Source organism: Bosea sp. 29B (assembly GCF_902506165.1).
Taxonomy (GTDB): domain Bacteria; phylum Pseudomonadota; class Alphaproteobacteria; order Rhizobiales; family Beijerinckiaceae; genus Allobosea.
On the sequence record NZ_LR733817.1, the window covers coordinates 1,068,737 to 1,084,349 of the forward strand.

A 15,613-nucleotide genomic window follows, 5' to 3' on the forward strand; every position below is an offset into this window, starting at 1 on the left:
GTCAGACGCTTCCCACCGTCCTGAGCTTCGCCCGCGGGTGGATCTCGCTCTGCGAGAGCACCGGCGTCTCGCGGCGGAAGCGCTCGATGATCTGGCGCACGAAGGGCCGCGCCATGCCGGAGGTGACCAGCGCCGGCATCTCGCCGAGCCGCGCCGCGTCCTCGAATTTCTCGCGCACCTGATGGACGAAGTCCTGCAGCCGCGAGGGCTGCATGGCCAGATGCCGGTCCTCGCCCTGGCCGACGATCGATTCGGCGAAGACGCTCTCCCAGGCCGGCGACAGCGTGATGATCGGCAATTGCCCGTGCTGGTTGGAGAACTGCGCGCAGATCTGGCGGGCGAGGCGGACGCGGACATGCTCGGCAATGTCGCGCGGGCTCCTGACATTGCCGGCGACCTCGGCAATGCCCTCGACGATGGTGGCGAGGTCGCGGATCGAGATGCGCTCGGAGAGCAGAAGCTGCAGCACGCGCTGGATGCCGGTGGTCGAGATCTGGTTCGGGACGATCTCCTTGACGAGGTCGGCATGGTCCTTCGGCAGTTCGCGCAGCAGCTTCTGCACCTCGCCATGCGAGAGCAGCTCCGGCATGTGCGACTTCAGCACTTCGGTGAGGTGGGTCGAGATCACGGTCGCCGCATCGACCACGGTGTAGCCGCGCAGTTGCGCCTCGTCCTGCAGCGCCCCGTCGATCCAGGTCGCCGGCAGGCCGAAGGTCGGCTCCAGCACATTGTGGCCGGGCAGCGTCACGCTGCCGCCCATCGGGTCCATCGCCATGTACTGGCCGGGATAGACCATGCCGTGGCCGGCATCGATCTCCTTGATCTTGATGAAGTAGTGGTTGGCCTCGAGCTGGACGTTGTCGACGATGCGCACCGCCGGCATGACGAAGCCGAGCTCGGCGGCAAGCTGACGCCGCAGCGCCCGGACCTGGTCGGTCAGCCGGTCGGCCCCTCCCGGTGCATTGACCAGCGGCAGCAGGCCGTAGCCGATCTCAATCTTGAGCTCGTCGAGCTTGAGCAGGTCGTTGAGTGTCTCTTCCTTCGGCGTGCCGTCGGGCGCCAGTGGCGAGGCCGCCTGCGCCTGCACGGCGGCCTCCGACTCCCGCGCCTTGGCGAGCTTGCCGAAATGCTGCGCCAGCCAGCCCGAGCCGGCGGCGAGGACGAGGAAGGGCAGCATCGGGATGCCCGGCAGGATCGCGATCAGCAGCATCACCGCCGCCGACATGCCGAGCGCCTTGGGATAGCCCGAGAGCTGCTTGCCGAGCGCCTTGTCGGCGGCGCCGCGCACGCCCGACTTCGAGACGAGCAGGCCCGCCGCGGTCGAGACGATCAGCGCCGGGATCTGGCTGACTAGGCCGTCGCCGACGGTGAGCTGCGTGTAGCTCTGCGCCGCCGCGCCGAAGCTCATGCCCTGCTGCGCCACGCCGATGATGATGCCGCCGATCACGTTGATGAAGGTGATCAGCAGGCCGGCGATCGCGTCGCCGCGCACGAACTTGGAGGCACCATCCATCGAGCCGAAGAAGTTGGCCTCGTCCTCCAGCGCCTTGCGCCTGACCTTGGCGACGTCCTGGTCGATCAGCCCGGCCGAGAGGTCGGCATCGATCGCCATCTGCTTGCCGGGCAAGGCATCGAGGGCAAAGCGCGCCGCGACCTCGGCGATACGGCCCGAGCCCTTGGTGATGACGACGAAGTTGACGATGATCAGGATGGTGAAGACGATCACCCCGATCACGAAATTGCCGCTCATCACGAAGTTGCCGAAGGCCTCGATGACGTGGCCGGCGGCGGCAGTGCCCTCATGGCCATGGGCGAGGATGAGGCGCGTCGAGGCGAGGTTCAGCGCGAGGCGCAGCATCGTCACGATCAGGAGCACGGTCGGGAAGGCCGAGAACTCCAGCGGCTCCTCGATGAACAGCGCCGTCATCAGGACGAGCACCGACAGGATGATCGAGAGCGCCAGCAGCATGTCGAGCAGCATCGCCGGCAGCGGGAAGATCAGCACCACGAGGATGCCCATCACGCCGATGGCGAGGAACAGGTCCGGCCGGTTGAGCAGCGCGCCCATCTGGCCGCGCGTCGGCATCTGCATGCCCCCGCCGCTGCCTGCCGTCACATCGCTCATCGACCGGAAGCTCCCACGCGTCGCCCGTCGCCGGGCGGCTGTCGTACCCGGCAATTCTTGCCGAGCGCATAGTGAACGAGTGGTTAAGAAGCCTCAAAAAATCCCATTCGGAACCTTTCCCTGAACGGGCTGTTATCGAATGGCCGCGTTGTGGCCGCATTCGGCCATCCAACTTCCGGCGGGCCGACGACATTGGCCGCCTGGCCGAAGCCTTTTGGAGGATATGTTGGATAGACGTTCATTCATGCTGAGCCTTTTCGGCGGTCTCGCCGCCGCCAGCGTCGGTGGCATGGGCATCGCCCAGGCCGCGAGCGCGGCGCCCTCCGCAGCTCCGGTTCCATCACCGGAAGAGCTCGCTCCCGCGCTGAAAGCCGGGCTTGACAAGACCGATGCCGATTTCAGCCAGGTCGTGGTGCGTGACCGCGTCGTCGTGCGCCGCCGCCCCTATCGTCGCCCGGTCGTCGTCCGCCGCACCGTCGTGGTGCGCCGGCCAAGGCCTTACCGCCGCCCGGTCGTGGTGCGCCGGCGTGTGATCTACCGCTGAGAGCGGCGACTATCGGCGGGCGGCCTCAGGGCCGCCTGCCAGCCCTGAAGCGATAGCAGGACGGAGCGGCGGGAAGGACGATTGTGACGCAGACCTGCACAGGCACCGGCGAGATCGTCACCGACATTCCGGCCAGGCTCGACCGCCTGCCCTGGTCGCGTTTCCATACGCTCGTCGTCGTCGCGCTCGGCATCACCTGGATCCTCGACGGGCTCGAGGTCACGCTGGCGGGCGCCGTCTCCGGCGCGCTGAAGGAAAGCCCGACCCTACGCTTCACCAATACCGAGGTCGGGATGGCCGGCGCCGCCTATCTCGCGGGCGCGGTCATCGGCGCCGTCTTCTTCGGCTGGCTCACCGATCGGCTCGGCCGCAAGAAGCTCTTCACCATTACCGTCCTGGTCTATCTCTCCGCGACGGCTGCGACGGCCTTCTCCTGGAATCTCTGGAGCTTCCTGCTCTTCCGCTTCCTGACCGGCATGGGCATCGGCGGCGAATACACCGCGATCAATTCGGCCATCCAGGAACTCGTGCCGGCGCGGGTGCGCGGCTGGACCGATCTCGTCATCAACGGCTCCTTCTGGGTCGGCGCCGCGATCGGCGGCGTCGCCGCGATCGTCGTGCTCGATCCGGCTCTCGTGTCGCCCGACACCGGCTGGCGCCTCGCCTTCTTCATCGGCGCAGCACTCGGGCTGATCGTCATGATCCTGCGGCAATGGATCCCGGAGAGCCCACGCTGGCTGATGAGCCATGGCCGCATCGCCGAGGCGGAGGCGATCGTCACCCATATCGAATCCTTCTCGCCGCCGCAGCCCACCGCGACGCTGCCGACGCTCACCTTGCGCCCGCGGCCGGGCACGCCGATGAGCGAAGTCGCCCATACGCTTTTCGTCACGCACCGGCCGCGCACGCTGGTGGCGCTGGCGCTGATGACCTCGCAAGCCTTCTTCTACAACGCGATCTTCTTCACCTACGCGCTGATCCTGACCGACTTCTACGCCGTCCCGTCCAACCTGATCGGCTGGTTCATCCTGCCCTTCGCCGCCGGCAACTTCCTCGGCCCCGTCCTGATCGGCCGGCTCTTCGACACGCTCGGCCGGCGCCCGATGATCGCGGGAACCTATATCCTCTCCGGCCTGCTGCTTGCCGGCACGGGCTATCTCTTCGCGCGGGAGATGGTCAACGCCAGCCAGCTCACCATCTGCTGGAGCGTCGTTTTCTTCTTCGCCTCGGCGGCGGCGAGCTCGGCCTATCTCACCGTGAGCGAGACTTACCCGCTCGAGATCAGGGCGCTGGCGATCGCGGTGTTCTATTCGCTCGGCACCGGCCTCGGCGGCATCGCCGGCCCCTGGCTGTTCGGCGCCCTGATCGACACCGGCTCGCGCGCGAGCGTGTTCGGCGGCTATCTGTTTGGCGCCGTGCTGATGATCGCCGCCGGGCTGATCGCCTGGCGCTTTGCGATCAAGGCCGAGCGCCGCCCGCTCGAAGAGGTCTGCAAGCCGCTGGGAGCGCTATGAGGACTCGGCGGACGCTCGGCAGGCGATTGCGCCTCAAATCGTCACAACAAGCTAACGGCCGGTCTCCCGCGCCGTCGGCCCTTTGTGAACCATCGTCGCAGCATCAGCGTGACGAGTGGTCAGAAAGGGGAATAGAGTGGCCTCGTGGGAACGCGGCGCCTGGATCGAACCAACTGGAGGCATGACATGGATCGACGTTCATTCGTAATGGCGCTGTTCGGCGGTCTCGCCGCGGCCAGCGTCGGCGGCATCGCCGCTTCGGAAGCCGCGCAGCCCAAGATCGCTCCCCTTCCGGTCAAGAAGCCGGAGGAACTGTCGGAGGAGCTGAAGGAAGGCCTGGACAAGACCGACGCCGACTTCAGCCAGTATTATTATTACCGTCGCCCGCGCTACTATCGGCGCCACTATTATCGCCCGCGCTATTATTACCGCCCGCGGCGCTACTATTATCGTCGCCGCTACTATTACTGAGATACCCCCAGCGGGCCGGAGCTTTCGCTCCGGCCCGTTTGCTTTTCAGGGCTTGTCATCGCGTGTCAGAGCGAGGTCGTCCGCGCCTGGCCCGGCTCGGCGACGGGAACCCCTGCCGCGACATACTCGCTGAGCTTGTTGCGCAGCGTCCGGATCGAGATGCCGAGGATCTTGGCGGCATGGGTCCGGTTGCCGAGGCAATGATCGAGCGTGTCGAGGATCAGGTCGCGTTCGACATCGGCCACGGTCCGCCCGACCAGGCCGCGTGTCACCGCCTCGGCCGTCTGCGCCGCCCGCGACGCCACGTCTCGCCCGCTGGCTGGACCAAGCGTCTCGCCTTCCGGCGTCAGCATCGCCTCGGTGCCGATCTCGACGCCCTGCGCCAGCAGGACGGCGCGATGCACGGTGTTTTCGAGTTCGCGAACGTTGCCGCGCCAGCTGTTGCCGAGCAGGAGCTTGCGCGCCTCGGCTGCGATCGGTCGCAGCGGCATGCCGTTCAGCTCGGCGTATTTCCTGGCGAAATGGTCGGCCAGCGCCAGGATGTCGCCCGGCCGCTCGCGCAGCGCCGGCAGGCGCAGGTGCACAACGTTGAGCCGGTAGAACAGGTCCTCACGGAAAGAGCCCTCGCGCACCGCGTCGCCGAGATTGCGGTTCGAGGTCGCGATGATGCGCAGGTCCACCTTGACCGGCTGCGTTCCACCGACCCGATCGATCATCCGCTCCTGCAGCGCGCGCAGCAGCTTGGCCTGCAGGCGCACATCCATCTCCGAGATTTCGTCGAGCAGGAGCGTGCCGCCATTGGCCTCCTCGAACTTGCCGATCCGCCGGGCGATCGCGCCGGTGAAGGCGCCCTTCTCATGGCCGAACAGTTCGGATTCGAGCAGGTTGTCGGGGATGGCGGCGCAGTTGACCGCAACGAAGGGCTTGTCCTTGCGCAGCGACTTCTGGTGCAGATGCTGCGCGATCATCTCCTTGCCGGTGCCACTCTCGCCGGTGACGAGAACGGGCGCATCCGAGCGTGCGATCTGGTTGGCGAGCTGGACGACGCGCTCCATCGCCGGATCGCGCCAGATCAGGCTCGCCTTGTCGCCGGCAACGGCAGCGAGCACGGCAGCGATCAATTCGGGATCGGGCGGCAGCGGCACATATTCGCGCGCGCCGGCCTGGATCGCGGCGACGGCGGCGCGGGCATCGGTCGAGGTGCCGCAGGCGACCAGCGGGGTGCGGATGCGCTCGGCCTCGAGCGCCGCGATGAGCTTGGCGATCGGCTGCTCGACATCGACCATCAGCAGGTCGCCGCCCTTGGTGCGCAGCACCGCCAGCGCCTGCTCGATGCTCTCGGCATGGGTGACGGCGGCGCCCTGCGACACCGCGATCTTGGCGGCGGTGATGAGCTGGCCCTTGAGGCTGCCGACGATGATGAGGCGCATGGCTCAGGCCTTCCTTGAAGAATGCAGTCGCTCCGGCCGGTTCGTCACCGGTCGGTCTTGATGATTTCCGTCATGGTCACGCCGAGGCGCTCCTCGACCACGACGACCTCGCCGCGCGCCACCAGGCGCTCGTTGACGAAGATGTCGATCGCCTCGCCGACGCGCCGGTCGAGCTCCAGCACGGTGCCGGGCGTGACGCGCAAGAGGTCGCCGACCGCGATCCGCGACGAGCCGAGCACGGCCGAGACGGTGACCGGCACGTCGAAGACCTGCTCGAGGTCCTCCGCCGTCTTGACCGGGACCGGCCCGGAGCGCGCGACCGAGTCGGAGCCGGAATTATCGAAGGAGAGATCGGCCGGGTTGAGCGGCGGCAGGTTGAGGTCGTTTTCGTTTGCCATTGTCTCTTACCCCGCTGCCGGGCCGAAGACGGCCCTGACGGCCTTGTCGACCGCCTCATTGAGCGTTGCGCTTTCGATCGCGATGCCGCCATCGGCCCATTCCAGCCGGCCATCGCCGAGGGCGATGTCCGGCTCGCCCAGCACGACGATGCGGCCGGCGAATCCGGTCTCGCGCGCCAACGCCGACAGCTTGGCCTCGACGGTCTCGACCAGGCTCTCATGCACCCGGATCGCCAGGTGCGGCGCATGCCGGGCATGGGCAAGGCATTCGCGCGCCGCATCGAGCAATTGCGCCAGCGGCTTGTCGGCAAGCGCCGCACCGGCAAGGCTGCGCGCGGTCGCGATCGCAAGCTGCGCAGCCTGCGCCTCGATCTGCGCCAGCTGCTCATCCTGGTGCGCCAGCAATCGCTCGCTCTGGCGCACCAGCTGCGAGAGCAGTGCGCCCAATTGCTGGTCGGCCTCGCGCCGCGCATGGTCGAGCCCGCTGTGGAATCCATCCGCCCGGGCGGCCTCGAGCGTCGCCTCGTCGACCGCCTTGCTGCCGTTGCCGCGGAAGTCGGTGGCGAACATGAATTTCTTGGCTGCTGCCATATTAGAGGCTTTCATGGGCCATGGATGAGGCTTGGGCGTTGGCGATTTTGTACGAGTGCCAGAAGCTTGGTGCGGCCAAGCCTTCCGGCTTGGCCGTGACGAGCGACGCCGCAATCGGGCAAAAGCGCCACGCCGCTGCGCGGTGAGGTGAAACCGGCCGACTGCGGCGTCGCATCGCTTGCCGATACCAGCGGTATCGGCCGCACAATGCTCCTGGCATTCGGACGGTTTGACCTCACCCAAGTCTCATCCATGGTCCATGAAAGCCTCTAGTAAACCAGCTCGTCTTCGGAGTTGCCCTTGGAGATGATGATCTCGCCCTTCTCGGCAAGGTCCTTGGCCAGGGTCACCATCTTCATCTGCGCCTCGTCGACTTCCTTGAGGCGCAGCGGCCCGAGGCCCTGTATGTCGTCCTGCAGGACTTTGGCGGCGCGCTGCGACATCGCCCCCATGAAGAAGGCGCGCATGTCTTCGTTGGCTCCCTTGAGGGCACGTGCCAGCGCATCCTTGTCGACCTGGCGCATCAGCGTCTGCAGGCCGGCGGAATCGAGCTTGCCGAGATCCTCGAAGGTGAACATCAGGGCGCGGATGCGCTCGGCCGATTCCTGGTTGGTGGCGTCGAGCGCGGCGAGGAAGCGCACTTCGGTCTGGCGATCGAAGCCGTTGAAGATCTCGGCCATCATCTCGTGCGGATCGCGCCGGCGCGTCTGCGTCAGCGTCGAGACGAATTCGGTGCGCAGCGTGTTCTCGATATGGTCGAGCGCCTCCTTCTGCACCGCTTCCATGCGCAGCATCCGGCCGACCACCTCGATCGACAATTCGTTCGGCAGATTGCGCAGCACATTGGCCGAATGGTCGGGCCGGATGCGCGACAGGATCACGGCGATCGTCTGCGGATATTCGTTCTTGAGGAAGTTCGCGAGCACGACGGCGTCGATATTGCCGAGCTTCTGCCACATGTTGCGGCCGGCAGGACCACGGATCTCCTCCATGATCAGAGCGACCTGGTCGGTCGGCAGGATCTTCTCCAGCAACGAGATCGTGCGGTCGAAGGAGCCGGTGATCGCCCCCGCGCTGGACAGCCGGCCGACGAAGTCGAGCATCAGCTTCTCGACCTGATCGGCATCGACCGTACCGAGCTCGGCCATGGCGCGGGTGATGATCCGGATTTCCTCGTCGTCGAATTCCTGCCAGATCACCCGGCCATGGTCTTCACCGAGGATGAGCAGGATGACCGCGGCGCGCTGCGGCCCGGTCATGCTGTCGAGCATCATCGGGCCGTCGGAATAGTTCGTCATCTCGCCGTCGGAGTCGCTGCTTCCGCTGCGGGTTGCGATGGAGCGTGTCGCGGCCATGGTTCAGGCTCCCGTCACGCTGGTGCTTTCTCGTGGATCCAGCTGCGCAGCACCGCGACGGAATCCGCCGGGTTCTGCGCGACCATGGCGCCGATCTTCTCGACCGACTGGGCCTTGAGCTGGCCCTTGATCTGCGCGATCGCGAGCATGCGCTCGGACGGCGCCTCGACGTCGATCTGGCCACCCTCTCCGCCGGAACCGGTCCCCGCGCTGCCTGAGACGGACGGGAAGGTCGACGGATCGCCCGTGCCCTGGTCGACGACGACCATGCCGTTGCGCATGAAGCTCGGGATCGCCCGGAGCTCGCGATCGGGCGCCAGTACCTGCTTGAGCAGCGGGCGCACCACCACCATCAGCACCATCAGGATGAGCAGCGCAATCACGCCCATTTCGGCGAAGCGGACGATGTCCTCCCTGGTGAAGGAGGTGAGCTGCTGAATCAGCGTCTGCTCGGTCAGGTCCGTCGGCGCCTGCGGCGCCTCGGCGAAGCGCAGGTTGACGACCTCGACCTGGTCGCCGCGCTGGCGGTCGAAGCCGACCGCGGTGCGCACCAGCTGCGAGATGCGCTCCAGCTCCTCCGGCGGCCGCGGCTGGTAGCTGACCTCGCTGCCCTGCTTGCTGTAGAGCCCGTCGACCAGCACGGCGACGGAGAGTTTGCGGATGCGCCCGCCCTCCTGCACCTCGGTCCGGGTGGTGCGCGAGATCTCGTAGTTGACGACTTCCTCGTTCTTCGAGCTGGTGTCGCGCTGCGCACCTTGCTGCTGGCCCTGGTTCTGCTGCGCGCCCGGCAATTCGTTGCCGACGGTGACGCCCTCGCGCTGCTCGTTCGAGGCGGAGGCCTCGTTGCGGTTCTGGCTGGAGCGGATGACCTTGCTTTCGGGATCGAAGGTCTCGGAGCGGCTCTCGATCCGGTTCGAATCGAGCGTCGCCGAGACCTGCACGCGGGCTCGGCCCGGGCCGACGATGCTCGCGACGATGTCGTCGACCTGCGCCTTGATCCGCCGCTCGATCGTGCCCTGGCGCTCGTCCAGCGCGACGCCGATCATGCCCTGCTCGCCCTGGGCTCCGTCGGCGAGGAGCCGGCCGCGCTCGTCGACGATCGAGACCCGGTCGGGCTTCAGGCCATCGACGGCCGAGGAGACGAGATGGCGGATCGCCCTGACCTGGGCGTTGTCGAGATCGCCGGCGAGCTTGAGCGCGATCGAGGCGCGCGGCGGCTCCCGGTCGCGCTCGAACAGGCGCCGCTCCGGGATGACGAGATGGACGCGCGCTGCCTGGACGCGGCCGATCGAGCGGATGGTGCGCGAGAGCTCGCCCTCGAGCGCACGCAGATGATTGATGTTCTGGACGAAGCTGGTCGAGGAGAAGGCATCGCCCTTGTCGAAGATCTCGTAGCCGACACCGCCGCCGGACGGGATGCCCTTGCCGGCGAGCTCGAGCCGAAGCTTCGGCACATCGGCGCGCGGTGCCAGGATGGTCTGCCCATCGCCGCGCAATTCGTATTTGATCCCGCGAGTGTCGAGGTCCTTGGTGATGGCGCCGACGTCCTGGCTCGACAGGTCGGCAAAGAGCACGCCCATCGCCGGCTGCGACATGCGCAGCATGACGAAGGCGAAGAAGCCGATCAGCGCCAGCGTCACCGCCAGCATAGCCGCCAGCCGCGCCGCGCCGAATCTCCGGAACTGTTCGACTAGCCCGTTCACGTCGTTCTTCCGTCGCCCGGTGTCTGCGAGACCAACGCACAGACACACCACTAGGCAAGTTTTTCCCGGTGCATGGTTAGCGCCCGGTTAACGACGGTTAGGAAACGGGACAGTTCGGCTGAAATGCCACATCGCCGAAATGCGAAAAGCGCCGGCCTCTCGGCCGGCGCCTCCCGAATTTCTGCAGACGCCAGAAGAAATTACTGGCGGTAGTGCTGGATACGGGTGGTGCGCAGGCCAGCGAGGCCATGCTGGTCGATCGACATCTGCCAGCTCAGGAATTCGTCGACCGTCAGCGTATAGCGCTGGCAGGCTTCCTCCAGGCTGAGCAGGCCGCCACGCACGGCGGCGACGACCTCGGCCTTGCGCCGGATCACCCAGCGGCGCGTGTTCATCGGCGGCAGATCGGCGATCGTCAACGGGCTGCCATCGGGCCCGATCACATATTTGACGCGCGGTCGCAGCGGCTCGGTCATTGTACTCTCACACAACTCAACAGACCTACTGCCAGAGAGCCTAGCCCCGACGGGCTTAAATTTTGCCTAAAGCAATCACGCAGGCTTTCGGCATGGCTCATGACGGGTTCGTCAGGACGTGCTCTTCACCGATTTGACCTTGTCGAGCGGGACCTTGATCGCGCCGATCAGCAGCGTCGGCACGGTGGTCGAGAAGTCAATGCCGTCGACCTTGCCGGTGATCTCGGTCTTGACCGTGATCGCCGCGCCGGAGACATCCTTGCCGTCGACAGTGATGGTGTATTCGCCGTCGGGCGCAGTGGACCCCGTCGAGGTCTTGCCGTCCCAGCTATAGGTCTGGTCGCCGGCCGTCAGCGTCTTCGTGCCGCTGTAGACGACCTTGCCGCTCGAATCCTTGATGGTGACCGTGCCGGTGCCGCCCTTGGAGGCGTTGAGCTTCCATTCGGCCTTGCCCTCTTTGAGCGGCGTCGCGGCGCCGTCGGCCGTGACCGTCTGGCCGACGAAGCCGATCGCGCTCGCACCCGTCGTCGCCTTGCTGACGCCGAGCAGCGCGGTCAGCGTCTCGTTCTGCTTGAGCTGCTGCTCGACGCCGGCGAACTGCACCAATTGCTGGGTGAACTGGTTGGTGTCGAGCGGATCGAGCGGGTTCTGGTTCTTCAGCTGCGTCGTCAGCAGGGTCAGGAACTGGTCGAAATTATTGGCGATCGAGGTGCCGTTGCCACCCGCGGTGTTGTTCTGGGCGGCCGCAACCTGGGAATTCGACAGCTTGCCGGTATTGGAGACGGTCATGGCGCGTCCCTCCCTTAGATGCTGAGATCGACGCCGCCGAGACGGCTGGCGTTGCGCGGCAGGGTCGCGACATCGGTGACGAGCGCGCTGTCTTCGGAGGCCTGGACCCAGGTGCGGCGGCCGCGCGGCGTCTCGTCGCCCTGCTGCTGGCGCCCGCCCGCCTGCTGGCCGCCCGGATCGCGCAGGCTGAGGTCGATTCCGCCTTCGGACGGCTTCAGGCCGGCCTGCTCGAAGGCGCGTTCCAGCGTCCGGGCATCGCGCTGCAGCATATGCAGCGTCTCGACCCGGTCGACGGTCAGCTTGGCGCTGACATCGCCCTTGTCGGAGATTTCCAGGCTGACGTCGATGCGCCCGAGCTCGGCCGGATCGAGCCTGATGTCGAAGCGCCTGTTGCCGGCGAGCGCCTTCGCGCCGATCTCGATCGGCACGACATGCAGCGGCGTCGGCCGCCCGGCCTCGCCGGAAGTCATCTTGTGGGCCGCCTCGGCCTGGGCACGGGCCGTCGCCTGGGCCGCGGCGTCGAGCTCGGTCAATGGCGCCTGCGGCGCGGTCAAACTCTGCGGCCCGGCCGCGAGAATCGCCTGCGGGCTCAAGGGCGCGCTTGCCTGCTGCGCGCCGCTGGTGGCTTCGGTCGACGCAGCCTGCGTCGTCTGCCCGGTGGCCGCAGGCGCAGCGGCGCTGTCGGCAGCCTTGGTATCGCCCGTCGCCTTCGTATCGCTGCCAGCGGCGCTCGCAGCGACCTTGCCGGTCTCGCTATCGTCCTTGGCTGCGGCCTGCGCCTCGCCCGACTTGGTCTCAGCCGTCTTCGCCGCGCCTTGCTCCGCGCCGCCGGACTTGGCTTCGCCCGATTTGCCGTCAGTCTTGGCTTCGGTACCGGCAGCCGGAAGCTGCGGCTTCAGCCCCGCCTTGATGTCGGCAGCGGCGGCCTCGCCGCCCGCGCTCGCCTGGCCGTCGGCCTTCGCCGGCAGAACTGGCGGGACCGGCACGGCGATGGCCTCGCCGGTTGCCTGCGCCGTCGTAGCCCCGGTCGCACCAGCCGCCGTCACGGCCTTGCCGTCCTCAGTGGTCACGCCTTCCGGCTTTGCTGGCACGCCGCCCTGGAGCGCGGCTGCCGCGAGCGCGAGGAATTCTGCGGCGATCGCAGGCGGCGGCACGGGCTGCATCACCGCACCTGCGGCGGCCTGCTCGTCCGGCGTGCCCTTCCCGATCACCGGCGCTCCGTCGAGGGCAGCGGCCAACGCGGCCTTGCGCTCCTCGACCGTCTTGCCTCCGGCTGGCTTGTCGCCGGCAGCTGTCTCGCTCGTCTTGGTCTCGCTCGCCGAGGCGTCCTTCACCTCAGCCTTGTCTGTGCCAGCCTCCGCCTTGGTCTTGTCGGATGTCTCGCTGGCGTCCGCAGTCTTCCTGTCCTTGCCGGTATCGTCGGCACGGGTCGACGACCTGGCATCAGCCGCGCTCGTCTTGCGGGCGCCATCGTCCGGCTTCGCCTGATCGCGCATGCCGGCCTCATCGCGGGCGTTGCGGTCATCATCGAGACGCGCGCGGGGACGATCGTCATCCAGCCGCGGACGCGGCCGGTCCGCCGGCTCGGGCGGCAGGGTGAAAGCCTGTTCCGAGGCGTCCCGCTCGGGGCCGCGGCGGCTCGGAAACGTGATCTCAGGCAGCGCAGAGGAACGCGAAACCGGCGCAGCTGACATGGGTACTCTCCGGAACGGAACCGTGACGATGTGGCCGCCGCTCTCCCAGCAAGAGGTGAGCCAACCAGAAAATCGTTATAATTCAATAGCTTGATTGAATCGACTGCACCCCGAACCCGGCAGGAATGACGTCATCGGACGGCACCACTCGGCAGGAATTGCCGGCCGGATGCTGGCCGGCATCTGTCAAAACCGCTATAGAGCGCCCAAATCCTCGGGCTCTCCAGCTCGAACCCGCCCGGAACCCTGATGACCGTTTCGCTCAACTCGCTCGACATCGCCAAGCCGCCCGCGGCGACACGCGTCGTCGCGGCCATGTCGGGCGGCGTCGATTCCTCAGTGGTGGCGGCGCTGCTGAAGCGCCAGGGCTATGACGTCGTCGGCGTCACCCTGCAGCTCTACGACCATGGCGAAGCCGTGCATCGCGCCGGCGCCTGCTGCGCCGGCCAGGACATCCACGACGCCCGCCGCGTCGCCGAGGCGATCGGCATCCCGCATTACGTGCTCGACTATGAGAGCCGCTTCCGCGACGCGGTGATCGAGCGCTTCGCTGAAAGCTATCTCGCCGGTGAGACGCCGATCCCTTGCGTCGAGTGCAATCGCACCGTGAAGTTCCGCGACCTGCTCGGCCTCGCCCGCGAGCTCGGGGCCGATGCGCTCGCCACCGGCCATTATGTCGCCAGCCGCGATCTCGGCACCGGCCATCGCGGCCTCTTTCGTGCCGCCGACGAGAGCCGCGACCAGAGCTATTTCCTCTATGCCACCACACAGGAGCAGCTCGATTTGCTGCGCTTCCCGCTCGGCGGCCTCGACAAAGTCCAGACCCGGGCGCTCGCCGCCGAATTCGGCCTCGCCATCGCCGACAAGCCCGACAGCCAGGACATCTGCTTCGTGCCGAACGGCCGCTATGCCGAAGTGATCGAGCGCCTGAAGCCGGGCGCCGCCCGCCCCGGCGCCATCGTCCACCTCGACGGCCGCGTGCTCGGCGAGCACGAGGGCGTGCTGCGCTACACGGTTGGCCAGCGCAAGGGCCTCGGCATCAGCAGCGCCGAACCGCTCTATGTCGTCGCGCTCGACGCCGAGAACGCGCATGTCATCGTCGGCCCGCGCGAGGCCTTGAGCGTCAGCCGCGTCGACTTGCGTGATCTCAACTGGATCGGCGACTTCGCGCTCGCCGAGCTGCCGCCCGAGGGCATCGAGGTCGCGGTCCGCGTCCGCTCGACCAGAGCCCCGCGCGAGGCCCGCCTGCTCGTCGACGACAAGGGCGTGCATGTCCTGCTGGCGCAGGGCGAGGAGGGCGTCTCGCCCGGCCAGGCCTGCGTGATCTACGACCATGCCGGCAGCGGAGCCCGCGTGCTCGGCGGCGGCGTCATCATGGCCAACCGGGCGCCTCGCCCGGCGCCGCAGCCCGAGCCCGCCTACGCCATCTCATGACGACGACGAACGGTCTCGACGCGCAGAGGCGCGTCTATGCGGTCTGGGCGAAGTTCTACGACCGGATCTATCAGGGCCTGCTTGCCCGCGCCCAGCGCGAGGCGGTGGCGGCGGCCTGCGCCAGCGGCCGCGACATCCTCGAGATCGGCGTCGGCACCGGCCTGACCCTGCCCTATTTCGAGCGCGACAAGCAGGTCGTCGGCGCCGACCTCTCGCTCGACATGCTGCGCGTCGCCCGCGCCAAGGTGCTGAGCCAGAATCTCGACCATGTCCGCGGCCTGATGGTGATGGACGCCTGCCGGCTCGGCTTCGCCGACAACTCCTTCGACGCGGTCACCGCCCAGTTCGTCATCACCCTCGTGCCCGATCCCGAGCAGGCGCTCGCCGAGATGGACCGGGTGCTGCGCCCGGGCGGCGAGATCGTCATCTCCAGCCGCCTGGTCGACGATGGCGGCTTCGCCGCGCCGTTCTGGAAGGCAGTCGCGCCGCTGGCCAGGGCGATCGGCTGGAGCAGCGATTTCAAGGTCTCGCGCCTGACCGGCTGGGCCGCCAGCACCGGCCGCTACGAGACCGTCCATGTCGGCCAGGGCTATTTCAAGGTGGTCAGGCTGAGGAAGCTGCGCTAAACCGCGTCATCAAGGCTTGACGCCGGCGCCCCCCGCCCCCTATATCCGCGCCGTCGCGATTGACCGCCGTTCACGGTGCGTCGCCATCGGGGCGGGGTAGCTCAGCTGGTTAGAGCAGCGGAATCATAATCCGCGTGTCGGGGGTTCGAGTCCCTCTCCCGCTACCATCAAATTCCCCCGTCCCCCCCCAACGCGGCGGGTCGGAAAATGGTCGCCGCCAACCAGCTTCGTCAGGTGGCCCTCTATCGATATCTCCGGAGCTTCCCCGACTCGCGCCGGGTGAACCGTCACGGTCGCGATCAGATCGCGCAGGGAGGTTTTTGATTCGGCGCCGAACGCGCTGCCGGCCCTGATCGTCTGCGCCAGCGCCTCGATCGCTGCCAGATAGTGCTTAACGGCGGCCGGGTGCAAGGTGACCAGTTTCGGGGGCTCGTCGAGCCCCGCGAGCTCGTCCTGCAGACGC

At 67.4% G+C, this 15,613-nt stretch carries 14 protein-coding genes and 1 tRNA gene; 6 read left to right on the forward strand and 9 right to left on the reverse strand.

The genetic code is table 11. The features are described from left to right. Position 1: 1 nt before the first annotated feature. The gene (flhA, locus tag GV161_RS05145; RefSeq protein WP_152015718.1) at positions 2 to 2,125 is read right to left on the reverse strand and encodes a flagellar biosynthesis protein FlhA; all 2,124 of its coding nucleotides are present in this window, start codon (positions 2,123 to 2,125) and stop codon (positions 2 to 4) included. Positions 2,126 to 2,369: 244 nt separating this feature from the next. Here flhA and GV161_RS05150 point away from each other — a divergent pair, with 244 nt between their 5' ends. From GV161_RS05150 to GV161_RS05160, 3 genes are all read left to right on the forward strand, one after another. After that, positions 2,370 to 2,669, forward strand: coding sequence for a hypothetical protein (locus tag GV161_RS05150; protein ID WP_152015717.1), 300 nt, complete (start codon positions 2,370 to 2,372; stop codon positions 2,667 to 2,669). A gap of 83 nt (positions 2,670 to 2,752) precedes the next feature. Next, entirely contained in the window at positions 2,753 to 4,183 is a 1,431-nt protein-coding gene (locus tag GV161_RS05155) for an MFS transporter (protein ID WP_244624167.1), read from the forward strand. 186 nt (positions 4,184 to 4,369) lie between these two features. Continuing rightward, the gene (locus GV161_RS05160) at positions 4,370 to 4,654 is read left to right on the forward strand and encodes a hypothetical protein (RefSeq protein WP_152015715.1); all 285 of its coding nucleotides are present in this window, start codon (positions 4,370 to 4,372) and stop codon (positions 4,652 to 4,654) included. Between the two features lie 65 nt (positions 4,655 to 4,719). On the opposite strand, the gene GV161_RS05165 is transcribed toward GV161_RS05160, so the two are convergent. The 8 genes from GV161_RS05165 to GV161_RS05200 all read right to left on the reverse strand — a co-directional run bounded on the left by GV161_RS05165 (position 4,720) and on the right by GV161_RS05200 (position 13,090). Beyond that, a complete protein-coding gene (locus GV161_RS05165; RefSeq protein ID WP_152015714.1) occupies positions 4,720 to 6,084 on the reverse strand; it encodes a sigma-54 dependent transcriptional regulator in 1,365 nt (454 codons plus the stop codon). A gap of 44 nt (positions 6,085 to 6,128) precedes the next feature. Continuing rightward, positions 6,129 to 6,482 carry a flagellar motor switch protein FliN gene (fliN, locus tag GV161_RS05170; protein WP_152015713.1) on the reverse strand — a complete coding sequence of 118 codons (354 nt, stop codon included), beginning with the start codon at positions 6,480 to 6,482 and terminating at the stop codon, positions 6,129 to 6,131. A 6-nt stretch (positions 6,483 to 6,488) separates the two neighbouring features. Further along, positions 6,489 to 7,073 carry a FliH/SctL family protein gene (locus GV161_RS05175; RefSeq protein WP_159650155.1) on the reverse strand — a complete coding sequence of 195 codons (585 nt, stop codon included), beginning with the start codon at positions 7,071 to 7,073 and terminating at the stop codon, positions 6,489 to 6,491. 269 nt (positions 7,074 to 7,342) lie between these two features. Next, positions 7,343 to 8,371, reverse strand: a complete 1,029-nt coding sequence (fliG, locus tag GV161_RS05180; protein WP_244624203.1) for a flagellar motor switch protein FliG — start codon at positions 8,369 to 8,371, stop codon at positions 7,343 to 7,345. Positions 8,372 to 8,442: 71 nt separating this feature from the next. Continuing rightward, positions 8,443 to 10,131, reverse strand: a complete 1,689-nt coding sequence (gene fliF, locus GV161_RS05185; protein WP_152015710.1) for a flagellar basal-body MS-ring/collar protein FliF — start codon at positions 10,129 to 10,131, stop codon at positions 8,443 to 8,445. Between the two features lie 200 nt (positions 10,132 to 10,331). Further along, positions 10,332 to 10,607, reverse strand: a complete 276-nt coding sequence (locus GV161_RS05190) for a DUF1153 domain-containing protein (protein WP_038359348.1) — start codon at positions 10,605 to 10,607, stop codon at positions 10,332 to 10,334. A 111-nt stretch (positions 10,608 to 10,718) separates the two neighbouring features. Further along, the gene (locus GV161_RS05195) at positions 10,719 to 11,396 is read right to left on the reverse strand and encodes a flagellar hook capping FlgD N-terminal domain-containing protein (RefSeq protein ID WP_152015709.1); all 678 of its coding nucleotides are present in this window, start codon (positions 11,394 to 11,396) and stop codon (positions 10,719 to 10,721) included. A 14-nt stretch (positions 11,397 to 11,410) separates the two neighbouring features. Beyond that, positions 11,411 to 13,090, reverse strand: a complete 1,680-nt coding sequence (locus GV161_RS05200) for a flagellar hook-length control protein FliK (protein ID WP_152015708.1) — start codon at positions 13,088 to 13,090, stop codon at positions 11,411 to 11,413. Between the two features lie 249 nt (positions 13,091 to 13,339). Here GV161_RS05200 and mnmA point away from each other — a divergent pair, with 249 nt between their 5' ends. The 3 genes from mnmA (at position 13,340) to GV161_RS05215 (ending at position 15,317) form a co-directional block, all read left to right on the forward strand. Next, on the forward strand, positions 13,340 to 14,524 hold the full coding sequence (gene mnmA, locus GV161_RS05205) for a tRNA 2-thiouridine(34) synthase MnmA (protein WP_152015707.1): 1,185 nt from the start codon (positions 13,340 to 13,342) through the stop codon (positions 14,522 to 14,524). Continuing rightward, positions 14,521 to 15,150 (forward strand): class I SAM-dependent methyltransferase, encoded by a 630-nt coding sequence (locus GV161_RS05210; RefSeq protein ID WP_152015706.1) that lies wholly within the window; start codon positions 14,521 to 14,523, stop codon positions 15,148 to 15,150. The genes mnmA and GV161_RS05210 overlap by 4 nt, the downstream gene beginning before the upstream one ends. A 90-nt stretch (positions 15,151 to 15,240) precedes the next feature. Next, positions 15,241 to 15,317: transfer RNA gene (locus GV161_RS05215), tRNA-Met, on the forward strand. Positions 15,318 to 15,613: the final 296 nt, after the last annotated feature.

What these genes read in the sequence shown, in the direction of transcription:
- flhA (WP_152015718.1), bottom strand. Translation starts at nt 2,125, where the DNA reads ATGAGCGATGTGACGGCAGGCAGCGGCGGGGGCATGCAGATGCCGACG.
- GV161_RS05150 (WP_152015717.1), top strand. Translation starts at nt 2,370, where the DNA reads ATGCTGAGCCTTTTCGGCGGTCTCGCCGCCGCCAGCGTCGGTGGCATG.
- GV161_RS05160 (WP_152015715.1), top strand. Translation starts at nt 4,370, where the DNA reads ATGGATCGACGTTCATTCGTAATGGCGCTGTTCGGCGGTCTCGCCGCG.
- GV161_RS05165 (WP_152015714.1), bottom strand. Translation starts at nt 6,084, where the DNA reads ATGCGCCTCATCATCGTCGGCAGCCTCAAGGGCCAGCTCATCACCGCC.
- fliN (WP_152015713.1), bottom strand. Translation starts at nt 6,482, where the DNA reads ATGGCAAACGAAAACGACCTCAACCTGCCGCCGCTCAACCCGGCCGAT.
- GV161_RS05175 (WP_159650155.1), bottom strand. Translation starts at nt 7,073, where the DNA reads ATGGCAGCAGCCAAGAAATTCATGTTCGCCACCGACTTCCGCGGCAAC.
- fliG (WP_244624203.1), bottom strand. Translation starts at nt 8,371, where the DNA reads ATGACGAACTATTCCGACGGCCCGATGATGCTCGACAGCATGACCGGG.
- GV161_RS05190 (WP_038359348.1), bottom strand. Translation starts at nt 10,607, where the DNA reads ATGACCGAGCCGCTGCGACCGCGCGTCAAATATGTGATCGGGCCCGAT.
- GV161_RS05195 (WP_152015709.1), bottom strand. Translation starts at nt 11,396, where the DNA reads ATGACCGTCTCCAATACCGGCAAGCTGTCGAATTCCCAGGTTGCGGCC.
- GV161_RS05200 (WP_152015708.1), bottom strand. Translation starts at nt 13,090, where the DNA reads ATGTCAGCTGCGCCGGTTTCGCGTTCCTCTGCGCTGCCTGAGATCACG.
- mnmA (WP_152015707.1), top strand. Translation starts at nt 13,340, where the DNA reads ATGACCGTTTCGCTCAACTCGCTCGACATCGCCAAGCCGCCCGCGGCG.
- GV161_RS05210 (WP_152015706.1), top strand. Translation starts at nt 14,521, where the DNA reads ATGACGACGACGAACGGTCTCGACGCGCAGAGGCGCGTCTATGCGGTC.